The organism is Pseudoalteromonas sp. NZS100 (assembly GCF_015864815.1).
GTDB classification, from domain to species: Bacteria; Pseudomonadota; Gammaproteobacteria; order Enterobacterales; family Alteromonadaceae; genus Pseudoalteromonas; species Pseudoalteromonas distincta.
The window spans coordinates 196763-208785 of the sequence record NZ_JADYWM010000005.1 but is presented as its reverse complement, the minus strand read 5'-3'; the positions used below and the strand labels follow the sequence as shown (position 1 = coordinate 208785).

The window sequence follows — 12023 nt, the reverse complement described above, 5'->3', positions numbered from 1 at the left end:
GCAGAAATTAATAGTTATCATAACAAGATGGCTAATAATCTGTATTAGCCATCTTACGTTTACTAAGTAATCAAACCGCTCGGTTTAATAACATAGATTTGATTTGCCCAATTGCTTTAGTCGGGTTAAGACCCTTAGGACAAACGCTAACACAGTTCATGATACTGTGGCAACGGAACACACTGAACGCATCGTCTAAATCCGCTAAACGTTCTTCAGTTGCTGTATCTCGGCTATCAGCTAAGAAACGGTAAGCGTGAAGAAGGCCTGCTGGACCAATGAACTTGTCTGGATTCCACCAGAACGAAGGACACGATGTCGAACAACATGCACACAAAATACACTCATATAGCCCATCTAATTTATCACGTTCTTCAATAGATTGAAGACGCTCGCCTGCTGCAGGCTGATCATTAATTAAATAAGGTTTAACTTTTTCGTACTGAGTGTAGAACTGACTCATGTCAATAACAAGGTCACGAACCACAGGTAAGCCTGGTAACGGACGTACTACAATTTTACCTTTGCCATTTTTTTGTAGCGTAGATAAAGGAGTAATACATGCTAAACCATTTTTACCATTCATGTTAACACCATCAGATCCACACACACCTTCACGGCATGAACGACGAAAAGATAGTGTAGGATCTTGTTCTTTTAAAAGAATAAGTGCATCTAACACCATCATGTCGTGACCTTCCTCTGTTTGCAAGGTGTATTCTTGCATACGAGGAGCGTTGTCAACATCTGGATTATAACGATAAACTGAAAATTGTACTTGTGCCATCGTCTATCTCCTAGTAAACACGTGCTTTAGGTGGGAAAGCTTCACGCGTTTTAGGCGCATAGTTTACATCACGCTTACTCATTTCATCCGTTACAGGATTGAATACTGAGTGACATAACCAGTTTTCGTCATCACGATCTGGGTAGTCAAAGCGAGAATGTGCACCACGGCTTTCTGTACGGAAGTTTGCAGCTACTGCAGTTGAGTAAGCTGTTTCCATTAAGTTATCTAGTTCAAGACATTCGATACGCTGCGTATTGAAGTCTGATGATTTATCATCAAGACGAGCATGTTGCAGACGTTCACGAATTTCTTTAAGTTCTTGAAGACCTGAAGCCATTGAATCGCCTTCACGGAATACCGAGAAGTTAAGCTGCATACATTGCTGTAGGTCTTTTTTGATTTGAACTGGATCTTCACCTTGGCCAGCCGTTGAATTTTCCCAACGGTTGTAACGTGCAAGAGACGCTTCTAAATCTGACTCTGAAGCCGCTTTTGATACTTCAACATCTTTAAGGTATTTACCTAAGAAGTTACCAGCAGCACGGCCAAATACAACTAAATCTAGTAATGAGTTACCACCTAGGCGGTTTGCACCGTGTACAGATACACATGCAATCTCACCAACAGCAAATAAACCTTCAACTACTTTTTCGTTGCCTTGAGCATCGATTTGTAGTGCTTGTCCATTTACGTTAGTAGGAACACCACCCATCATATAATGACAAGTAGGAATTACTGGAATTGGCTCTTTAGCTGGATCAACGTGAGCGAAAGTTTTAGCTAGGTCACATACGCCAGGAAGACGTAGGTTAAGCGTTTCTTCACCTAAATGGTCAAGTTTCAGCTTGATATGAGGACCCCAAGGACCATCACAACCACGACCTTCACGGATTTCAGTCATCATTGAACGGGCAACAACATCGCGAGACGCTAAGTCTTTTGCATTTGGTGCGTAACGTTCCATGAAGCGCTCGCCATCTTTATTTAAAAGATAACCGCCTTCACCACGACAACCTTCAGTTACTAGCGTACCAGCACCTGCAATACCCGTTGGGTGAAACTGCCACATTTCCATGTCTTGCATAGAAATACCAGCGCGTGTTGCCATACCAACACCGTCACCGGTGTTAATGTGAGCATTTGTTGTTGATGCGAATATACGACCTGCACCACCAGTGGCTAATACAACTGCTTTAGATTTGAAGAAAGTGATTTCACCTGTTTCAATCTCAATTGCTGTACACCCTACTACATCGCCATTGTCGTTTTTAACTAAGTCAAGTGCATACCACTCAGAGAATACATTTGTTTTGTTTTTAACGTTTTGTTGATATAGAAGATGAAGTAAAGCATGACCAGTACGGTCAGCTGCAGCAGCAGTACGTGCGGCTTGTTCACCACCAAAGTTTTTCGATTGACCACCGAAAGGACGTTGGTAAACACGGCCATTTTCAAAACGAGAAAATGGTAGTCCCATGTTTTCTAATTCAGTAATAGCTTCTGGGCCAGTTTGACACATGTATTCAATAGCGTCTTGGTCGCCGATAAAATCGGAACCCTTAACGGTATCGTACATATGCCATTCCCAGTTGTCTTCGTGTGAATTACCAAGCGCTACTGTAATACCACCTTGAGCAGATACAGTGTGTGATCGCGTTGGAAATACTTTAGATATTAATGCACACGTTTTGCCAGATTCTGTAATTGCTAAAGCAGCGCGCATACCAGCACCACCTGCACCAATTACTACGGCGTCAAATTCACGAACAGAATATTTCACTTAAACACCCCATAATACGATTAGACCAATAGCTACGTAAGCAACGGCCATTAGGTTTAAAACAAAACCTAAAACAGCACGCAACTTCGAACACTTAACATAGTCTGTAAGAACTTGCCAAAGGCCAATGCGGGTATGAACCATAATGCAAATAAGGGTAATTAAAGTAAACCCTTTCATTGCTAGGTTAGAGAAGAGGCCTGTCCAGGCTTCGAAAGTGACTTCTGGCGTCGCTAAAAAATAGCCGATAATAAAAATCGCGTACGCGCTGATTATTAATGCCGTGGTACGTAAAGATACGAAATCTTGTACACCATCACGTTTTAGAGTTGCTTGATTTAAAACCATATCCACACCCCTGCCAATACGGCAAACACAACACCAAGAACCATTGATACTTTAGCGCTGAGGTTACCTGATTCAAGTTCTTCCCAATGTCCCATATCCATAATCATATGACGGATGCCACCAATAAGGTGATAACCTAATACAGAAACAGTGCCCCAAGCTATAAATTTGGCAATGAATCCGTTAAACAGACCCTTGACGAATTCAAAACCTTCAGCTGAAGAGAGAGACTCAGACCAAGCCCAAATGACAAACGTTAAAGCAAAAAACAATGCAACACCGGTGACGCGGTGAAAAATTGAAGCTTTAGCCGTTGCCGGCATAGATATAGTTGTTAGATCTAGATTTACAGGTCTTTGCTTTTTCACAGTTACTTGCCCATCTTTGCTCACAGTGGAGCTCATCTACTTGTTTTTCTAAAAACCCACCAAATATTACTGATGGAACTATCAGAATAAACGTATCAAAATAGTTAAAGTTCACAAAACAGTAAATTTTAAGCTGTTAAGAATATGTTTACCCAAATACAATACGGTTTAAAACCACCGTTAGTATATATACCCACAGGACTTTTTACAATTCTTGTTTATTTAGAGATGTTTGCGAATTAGCCAATAGTATTATATTTAATTAATACCGAATATTTATTATACATATATGCATAATGTTTATAAAAATTGACTTTAACCCCCTCTTTCACGTTAAAATGCGAAGATGTGCTTAAAACAGATTTCAGAACTTTAAAATCTAAAAATCAGAATAGATATCTTAATAGGAGATACATAGCGATGGCAGATAAAAAAGCCACAGTCCATATTGATGGACTAGATCCAATCGAACTTCCAATTTATCAAGGCACTGCTGGCCAAGATGTAATCGACGTACGTACGTTAGGTTCACATGGTCACTTTACTTATGACCCAGGTTTCATGTCGACTGGTTCTTGTGAATCTGCAATCACCTATATTGATGGTGGTAAAGGTGTACTACTTCACCGTGGTTACCCAATTGAGCAATTAGCTGAAGATTCTAACTATATTGAGCTTTGCTACTTACTTTTAAATGGTGAGTTACCTTCTAAAGAACAATACGAAGTTTTTAAGAATGAAATCACTACAAGCACTATGCTTGACGAGAAGATTGCTAACTTTTTCCAAGGTTTCCGCTTTGACGCTCACCCAATGGCAATGCTTTGTGGCGTAGTGGGTGCGTTATCATCTTTTTATCATGAAGACCTTGATATTACTGATGCAGAACAACGTAAAACAAGTGCAGTTAAGCTAGTTGCTAAGTTACCAACTATTGCTGCAATGGCTTATAAAACAAACATCGGCCAACCTTTTGTATACCCACGTAACGATTTAAGCTACGCAGAAAACTTCTTACACATGATGTTCTCTGTACCTGCTGAAGAATATAAAGTTAACCCTGTAACTGCTAAAGCTATGGATAAAATCTTTATGCTTCATGCAGATCATGAGCAAAATGCATCGACTTCAACAGTTCGTCTTGCTGGTTCATCAGGTGCTAACCCGTATGCATGTATTGCAGCTGGTATTGCTTCTTTATGGGGACCTGCTCACGGCGGCGCTAACGAAGCATGTTTAAACATGTTAGAAGAGATTGGCTCTGTGGACCGTATTGATGAATACGTTGCTAAAGCTAAAGACAAAGCTGACCCATTCCGCCTTATGGGCTTTGGTCACCGCGTTTACAAAAACTTCGACCCACGTGCTACAGTAATGCGTCAAACGTGTCATGAAGTTTTAGCTGAGCTAAATATCCAAGATCCACTTCTTGATATTGCTATGAAGCTTGAGCAAATTGCCCTTGAAGACCCGTACTTTGTAGAGAAGAAACTATACCCTAACGTAGATTTCTACTCTGGTATTATCTTAAAAGCGATTGGTATTCCAACAAGCATGTTTACTGTAATTTTTGCAATGGCACGTACTGTTGGTTGGATCACTCACTGGGATGAGATGCTATCTCAACCTGGTCATAAGATCAGCCGTCCTCGCCAAATGTATACTGGTTACACTCAACGTGACTACGTATCAACTGACAAGCGTTAATTAACGCTGGTTAGTTTAAAAAGGCCGCATTTTGCGGCCTTTTTTATTAACAGCACTTGAGAATTATCATAAACCGATTACAATCCCTGCCTTAAAAACACTATGTAGATGAGCTATGCCTACTTTAAAGTTTGATATAAATAAAATTAGAAAAGACTTCCCGACATTAAATCAAACAATAAACGGCTGCCCGCTTGTTTATTTAGACTCAGCAGCAACCTCACAAAAGCCTCAATCAGTTATAGATACAATTACTGAGTTTTATACGTCTCAAAATGCAAATGTACACCGTGGACGCCATACACTTAGCGAACAGGCCACTTATTCTTATGAACAAGTCCGGGATAAAACTGCAAGGTTTTTTAATGTCTTAAGTAAAGAGATTGTATGGACTAAAGGTGCTACAGAAGCCATAAATTTGGTCGCTAACGGCTTAAAAAAGCGTTTAGATGAAAGTCATACCATAATAATATCTCCGCTTGAGCATCACGCAAACATAGTGCCTTGGCAACTAGTAAGCCAACAGACGGGAGCTAAATTAGTCTCTCTGCCGCTTAACAATAACGGCACGCTAAACATACAACAATGCTGTGAATTTATAAAAGAAACAAAACCTGCCTTATTAGCTATTACACAAGCATCGAACACACTGGGTAATATCACTGATTTAAAGCCACTAATTGTAGCTGCAAAAGAGGTGAATTCGCTTGTTTTAGTGGACGGAGCCCAAGGTGCACTGCATTTAAAACCCGATTTACGTGAATTAAACTGTGACTTTTATGTTTGCTCAAGCCATAAAATGCTCGGTCCAACAGGCTTAGGTGTACTTTATGGCCAATATGAAGAGCTAAATACGCTAGATATTTACCAATCCGGCGGTGAAATGATCGATAAAGTTTACTTAACTCATAGCACTTATCGCCCTGCGCCTGCAAAATTTGAAACTGGCACACCAAATATTTCTGGAGTTTTAGGCTTTGGTGCCGCTTTAGATTATTTAAATGAATTGGATCACGTGCAAATACAGCAATATGAACAAGAATTGTTTAGTTACGCGGCACAAAAATTGGTAAAGGTGGATGGCATTACCATATTCAGCAACCTATCTGACAATGTTGGTACACTCTGTTTTAATTTTAAAGATGAACATCCTTATGATTTGGCAACTTTACTTGACGGATATGGGGTTGCAGTCAGAAGCGGACACCATTGTACGCAACCGTTAATGACACATTTAGGGCTTAATGGAACGTTAAGAGCGAGTTTTTCTTTTTATAATACCTACAAAGATGTAGATATATTCATTGATTCACTAAAAAAATGTATCGCTTTATTAGATTGAACGCCAGTTTAATAGAATTAATTAGGATAACTCATGACAAATACGTTTAACAAAGTCACAGAATCTATAAAAAATGCACCTGCTTGGCAGCAAAAATATCGTGAAATAATGCTTTTAGGAAAAACATTACCGGCTTTAGCTGATGTTTTAAAAACTGATGACGCACTTGTCTCTGGTTGTGAAAGCAAAGTATGGATGTTCGTTGAATTTGACTTAACCGAAAATACACTTGTTGTAATAGGTGACTCTGATACTCGTATAGTAAAAGGATTATTAGCTATTATTTTAGCGCTTTATAACGGGCTCACACCAGAACAGGTAGTGAATAAAAATGCGTATGAAGAATTTGAAAAGCTAGGCCTTATCAGCCACTTAAGCGCATCACGTGGTAATGGTATTAAAGCCATGGTTGAAAAAATTCAAACCATGGCACAACACAAGCTTAGTTAACCAAGGTCTGTTGATCTTTCAAAGTTAAATTGCAGCAGTCTGTTTGGTATTTAGGCAAGGCAGATCCTAGGCTTGCGAGCGTTGTTTTTTATCTAGGTATTTACGTACAGCTTTAGCAGCAACAAAAAAACCAAAGCTTCCTGTGATCATAGTCACAGAGCCAAAACCATTATTACAGTCCATATTCATCGTGCCATCAGCACTTTGCTTAGCATGACATACGCTGCCATCGCTTCCTGGGTAAACCAATTGCTCTGTTGAGTAAACACAATCAATATTAAACTTACGTTTAGGATTATTACTAAAATTATATTGCTTGCGCAAAATATAGCGCACCTTTGCAAGTAATGGGTCTTGCGTAGTTTTAGCTACATCACCAAAAGTTATTTGGCTAGGATCTGTTTGCCCGCCAGCACCACCAGTTGTAATTATAGGTAGTTTATTACGTTTACAGTGAGCAATTAATGCTGCTTTTTCTTTAACTGCATCAATACAATCAATTACATAATCAAAACCTTGAATATGCTCTTGAATATTATCAAGTGTAATAAAATCATCTATTACACTAATTTGGCATTCTGGGTTAATGAGCTCGCAGCGCGCTTTCATTGCATCGACTTTAGCTTGACCAATAGTGCCCGTTAACGCGTGAATTTGTCTATTGACGTTAGTGGCGCAAATATCATCCAAATCTATAAGTGTTATTTTACCAACACCAGTACGTGCAAGTGCTTCTGCTGTCCAACTTCCTACACCACCAATACCTACTACACAAAAATGTGCTTCTTGAAGCCAATCAAACTGTTGATGACCATATAAACGTTTAATACCACCAAAACGTATATCTGTAACTTTTTCGCTCATTTACCAATCCAGTTGCCATGGCGATTGCCATGCTTGAAAATCTTGATGTTTAATTAACGCCAAATACTCATCACCATTATCGGGTAATAAAGTTAGCTGTATTTGTTCACTTTGCCATAAAAAGCTCAATGCATATGCATGTAAATAGGTACGATTTGATAGCGAGCCTGAATACATTGCATCGCCTAAAATAGCTGCACCCACACTTTTTAGTGCCACTCTTAGTTGATGTGTTTTACCAGAGTAAGGCTTTAAAATATACCCTCTAAACCCTGGCTTATAACTCAGAGAATAGAATCGGGTGATTGCAGGGTTAAGTGTACTCGTTAGTAACTTAAACGAGCCACGGCGAGACTTAGCCATATCGCCTTTTATCCACCCCTGCTTCTTTTTTGGTTTAGCATCACTAATCGCTAAATAAAATTTAGCAATTGCATGCTCAGTAAACATAACAGTAAAGGTGGCCGCAGCGGCTTTGTTTCGCGCTAAAATAATCAGCCCTGATGTCACTTTATCTAAACGATGAACGGCATAAAGCTTTTGCGATAATTGTTGTTCGGCTAAAACAACAAAGCCGGGTCCCTCTTCAGAATGAAAATTAAGACCCGCTGGCTTTTCTAAAATATAAAAGTCGTTATGTGTATAAACAACTTTTAATATCTTACTTACTTGCTCACTCACACGTTTTTACTTTTAATATGCGCTATCACTTTAGCTAAGTCATCAGGCGTATCTACACCTGCATGAGGAGCTATTTGAGCTTGTTCTATTTTAATTTTATAACCGTGATACAAAACACGTAACTGCTCAAGTGATTCAAGTAATTCTAGTGGTGATACACTCAGCTCTATATATTGTTTAATAAAACCCGCTCTGTACGCATAAATACCTACATGGCGTTGAAACGGGGCTAAATTAAGGGCAGTGCTATCATCCATCATCGTATTTCTATCAAACGGTATACTTGCACGAGAGAAATACAGGGCATTTTTATTTATATCGCTAACCACTTTAACGGCATTAGGATTAAATACTTCATCACGTTCTTCAATAGCAACACTTAACGTTGCCATTGGTGCTGTTGAATCACTTAATAGTGCAGCAACTTGGGATACGTTTTCTGGTGCAAGTAGTGGCTCATCGCCTTGTACATTAACCACAATTGTATTGCTATCAAGTTTAAGGAAATCAACCACTTCAGCTAATCGTTCAGTACCCGACTGGTGATCTTCACGCGTCATTACTACATCATTAGTAAACATACTTACTGCATCAAATACTTTTTGATGATCGGTTGCTATAACTACTTTACTAGCACCTGATAAACATGCTTTTTCGTAAACGTGTTGAACCATTGGCTTGCCACAAATATCAGCAAGCGGTTTACCTGGTAGTCGGGTCGATGCAAAACGAGCAGGAATTACAACTACGAATTCCACTTTTCAACCTCTTCTAAAGATAACTCACGTGCTTCATTTTCAAGTAATACTGGAATATCATCTTGAACAGGATAAGCAAGCTTAGCTGCTGTGCTAATTAGTTCGTTGTTTTCTCTGTCAAAGCGTAATTTTCCCTTACAAACAGGGCACGCAATTATCTCGAGTAATTTTGTATCAAAGGCCATTGAGTATTCCTTTTTCTTTTAATATTGAATTTAATTTGTTTATTACGCTATCGGTAGGTTGTGCATCTACTGGTAAATAATACCAATTAGGCTTTGCAAAGGACTTACATTTAACGGCATCTTTTTCGGTCATTATAATGCAATCATCACCAAATTGGGCAAAATCATCTACTGTATAAGCATAATGATCTCTAAAATGATGAGTCGATAATAACGTAATATCTTGTGCTTCTAATGAGTTTTCAAACCGTTTAGGGTTCCCAATTGCACTTATTGCATGTGCTTCACTTACGTTACTTTTTGCATAATCGCTTGAGTTAACTAAGCGAAGATTACTTACTTGTAATGTGTAGCTATTATTAGCCTCACCACCATTTTCAATTACTATATCGACACTTTGCAAACGTTTAGTTGTTTCACGAAGTGGCCCTGCTGGCATAACAAAGCCATTACCAAAACGACGCTCACTATCAACAATACAACACTCAATGCTACGAGGCATTTTATAATGCTGCATTCCATCATCAGAAATAATAACATCGAGTGTATAATTATTTTCTAATAAATCGATATTGTGTTGTCTATTAGGCCCAACCACTATTGGGCACTTTAAACGATGGTATAAAAGTACGGGCTCATCTCCAGCCTGCTGAGCATCTACAAGCTCAGTAACTAACAGCGGGTAATTTTCTGATTGCCCACCATACCCTCTACTAATAATTCCCACTGATAAACCTTGCTTTGTTAAATGACCATACAGCCACAAAACAAAAGGCGTTTTACCATTACCGCCAACACTTATATTGCCAACTACAATTACAGGCGTTTTGCACTCAAAAGGTTTAAGTATTTTAGTGCTGTATAAGTATTTTCGAAATGACGATACAACCCAAAACAAAGCACTTAATGGTAATAACAGCAAAGTAATTAGACCAAATGGTTTATACCAGCTTTGTTCTATTTTACTCACGCCTGATCACCAAACTGCATTTTGCAAAGGGCTGAATAAGTACCGTCATTTGCTAATAAGCTATTGTGATCGCCACTTTCTATTACACGACCATTATCAATAACATAGATTCGGTCACTGTTTTCGATTGTAGATAAGCGATGCGCAATAACAATTGAGGTTTTATCTTTCATTAGCGTTTCTAATGCTTGCTGAATAAGCTTTTCAGATTCGGTATCAAGTGCTGATGTAGCCTCGTCTAAAATCAAAATAGGTGCGTCTTTTAATATTGCCCGTGCTATCGCTATACGCTGACGTTGACCGCCGGAGAGCATTACACCATTTTCACCTACCATGGTGTTTAATTGCTCTGGCAGGTCTTTAACAAACTCCCAAACATGCGCTTGTTTAGCAACTTGCTCTAATTCTTCCTCAGACACATCATGCTTTATGCCATAACAAATATTGTTAGCAATCGTATCGTTAAATAACACGACTTGTTGAGACACTAAAGCAAATTGGCGACGCAAATCTGTTAATTTATAATCCTGCAGGGCTATACCATCAAGTAATATTTCACTCGGTAACTCTAAGTCATAGTAGCGTGGTAATAAATTAGAAATTGTTGATTTACCCGAGCCTGAGCGCCCAACTAAGGCAATACTTTCACCCGCTTTAATCGTTAGCGACAAATCGTTTAATACGGCTTCATCTTTTGTTGGGTACTTAAAGGTTACATTTTTAACTTCAATTAACCCTTTAACTTTATCGACTGAAACGGTGCCAGTATCTTTTTCCATTTCTTCATCTAAAACTAAAAATATACTTTGAGCAGCAGAGATACCACGCTGCATATCGCTATTAACATTGGCGAGTTGTTTTAGCGGTCGCAATAGCATCATCATTGAGGCAATTAATGCCATGAAGTCACCTGAGGTAATCGTATCAATCATTGATGGAAGAGATACAGCCCATAAAATAACAGCCATAGCACTTGCTGCTAATATTTGAATAATTGATACACTTAAAGCTTTTGTCGCATCCATTTTAATGCGCTGCTGGCGGTTATGATTATTAATCTTTGAGAAATGGTTTATTTCTTGGTCTTGTCCGCCAAATCCATGAATAACTTTATGTCCGCTAAGCATTTGTTCAGAGCTACGTGTAACCTGCCCCATAGCTGATTGGATACTTTTAGAAATATGGCGAAAACGTTTCGATACAACCGCTACAATAATGGCAACGAGAGGGATGATGACTAAAAATATAAGTGAGAGCTTCCAACTGGTATAAAACATTACACCAAGTAAAAAGACAACAAAGGCCCCTTCACGTACAACAATAAGTAACGCTTTAGTAATTGCTTGTTGAACTTGCTCTGTGTCAAAAGTGATTTTTGAAATTAAATCGCCCGTTGAGTTTTTGTCATGAAAAGAAACGGGTAAATGCAATATGTGCTCAAATAACTCTTGGCGTAAAGAGCGTACAACTTGAGAGCCCACATAACTTAAACAGTACGAAGACATAAAGTTAAAAACACCACGCCCTAGTACTAACGCGATAACTACAAAAGGAGCGTACTTTAAAACTTCTGTATTTCGCTGGTTTAAACCTTGATCAATAAACGGCTTCATTAATTGAATGAATAAAGCATCCATTGCTGAATAGCCTATCATCCCAACAATTGCGATAAAAGCGACACTTTTGTATGCGCCAACATACGAGACAAGACGTTTATAAATTTGTGCAGTACTTTGATCCATAACACTCTCTAAATACAGTAACTCCCTGTATTGTATCC

The 12023-nt window shown here is 38.8% G+C and carries 13 protein-coding genes; 3 read left to right on the top strand and 10 right to left on the bottom strand.

Annotation, left to right across the window (positions count from 1 at the left end):
* Nucleotides 1–70: 70 nt before the first annotated feature.
* Genes I6E69_RS07395 through sdhC form a run of 4 tightly spaced genes read right to left on the bottom strand, consistent with a single transcriptional unit; the run spans nt 71 to nt 3286 of the window.
* The gene (locus tag I6E69_RS07395) at nt 71–787 is read right to left on the bottom strand and encodes a succinate dehydrogenase iron-sulfur subunit (protein ID WP_002961804.1); all 717 of its coding nucleotides are present in this window, start codon (nt 785–787) and stop codon (nt 71–73) included.
* A gap of 10 nt (nt 788–797) precedes the next feature.
* Nucleotides 798–2570: a succinate dehydrogenase flavoprotein subunit gene (gene sdhA, locus I6E69_RS07390; RefSeq protein ID WP_002961801.1), complete on the bottom strand. Its 1773-nt coding sequence runs from the start codon at nt 2568–2570 to the stop codon at nt 798–800.
* On the bottom strand, nt 2571–2918 hold the full coding sequence (gene sdhD, locus I6E69_RS07385; protein WP_002961798.1) for a succinate dehydrogenase, hydrophobic membrane anchor protein: 348 nt from the start codon (nt 2916–2918) through the stop codon (nt 2571–2573).
* Nucleotides 2909–3286 carry a succinate dehydrogenase, cytochrome b556 subunit gene (gene sdhC / locus I6E69_RS07380; RefSeq protein ID WP_197120937.1) on the bottom strand — a complete coding sequence of 126 codons (378 nt, stop codon included), beginning with the start codon at nt 3284–3286 and terminating at the stop codon, nt 2909–2911. Before sdhC ends, sdhD begins: the two co-directional genes overlap by 10 nt.
* A 420-nt stretch (nt 3287–3706) precedes the next feature.
* Here sdhC and I6E69_RS07375 point away from each other — a divergent pair, with 420 nt between their 5' ends.
* The 3 genes from I6E69_RS07375 to I6E69_RS07365 all read left to right on the top strand — a co-directional run bounded on the left by I6E69_RS07375 (nt 3707) and on the right by I6E69_RS07365 (nt 6785).
* The gene (locus I6E69_RS07375) at nt 3707–4993 is read left to right on the top strand and encodes a citrate synthase (RefSeq protein ID WP_002961796.1); all 1287 of its coding nucleotides are present in this window, start codon (nt 3707–3709) and stop codon (nt 4991–4993) included.
* Nucleotides 4994–5108: 115 nt separating this feature from the next.
* Entirely contained in the window at nt 5109–6335 is a 1227-nt protein-coding gene (locus I6E69_RS07370; RefSeq protein ID WP_197120936.1) for a SufS family cysteine desulfurase, read from the top strand.
* Nucleotides 6336–6368: 33 nt separating this feature from the next.
* Nucleotides 6369–6785: a SufE family protein gene (locus I6E69_RS07365; protein ID WP_002961794.1), complete on the top strand. Its 417-nt coding sequence runs from the start codon at nt 6369–6371 to the stop codon at nt 6783–6785.
* A 66-nt stretch (nt 6786–6851) separates the two neighbouring features.
* Here the strand turns inward: I6E69_RS07365 and tcdA are convergent, their stop codons facing one another.
* Genes tcdA through msbA form a run of 6 tightly spaced genes read right to left on the bottom strand, consistent with a single transcriptional unit; the run spans nt 6852 to nt 11985 of the window.
* Complete coding sequence (gene tcdA / locus I6E69_RS07360; RefSeq protein ID WP_002961793.1) at nt 6852–7649, bottom strand: tRNA cyclic N6-threonylcarbamoyladenosine(37) synthase TcdA; 798 nt, start codon at nt 7647–7649, stop codon at nt 6852–6854.
* Nucleotides 7650–8330: a TIGR01621 family pseudouridine synthase gene (locus I6E69_RS07355; protein WP_002961792.1), complete on the bottom strand. Its 681-nt coding sequence runs from the start codon at nt 8328–8330 to the stop codon at nt 7650–7652.
* Complete coding sequence (kdsB, locus tag I6E69_RS07350) at nt 8327–9088, bottom strand: 3-deoxy-manno-octulosonate cytidylyltransferase (protein ID WP_165743201.1); 762 nt, start codon at nt 9086–9088, stop codon at nt 8327–8329. Before kdsB ends, I6E69_RS07355 begins: the two co-directional genes overlap by 4 nt.
* Nucleotides 9076–9273, bottom strand: a complete 198-nt coding sequence (locus tag I6E69_RS07345; protein ID WP_002961789.1) for a Trm112 family protein — start codon at nt 9271–9273, stop codon at nt 9076–9078. Before I6E69_RS07345 ends, kdsB begins: the two co-directional genes overlap by 13 nt.
* Nucleotides 9263–10243, bottom strand: coding sequence for a tetraacyldisaccharide 4'-kinase (lpxK, locus tag I6E69_RS07340; protein ID WP_197120935.1), 981 nt, complete (start codon nt 10241–10243; stop codon nt 9263–9265). Before lpxK ends, I6E69_RS07345 begins: the two co-directional genes overlap by 11 nt.
* Entirely contained in the window at nt 10240–11985 is a 1746-nt protein-coding gene (msbA, locus tag I6E69_RS07335) for a lipid A export permease/ATP-binding protein MsbA (RefSeq protein ID WP_149602576.1), read from the bottom strand. The genes lpxK and msbA overlap by 4 nt, the downstream gene beginning before the upstream one ends.
* Nucleotides 11986–12023 lie beyond the last annotated feature (38 nt).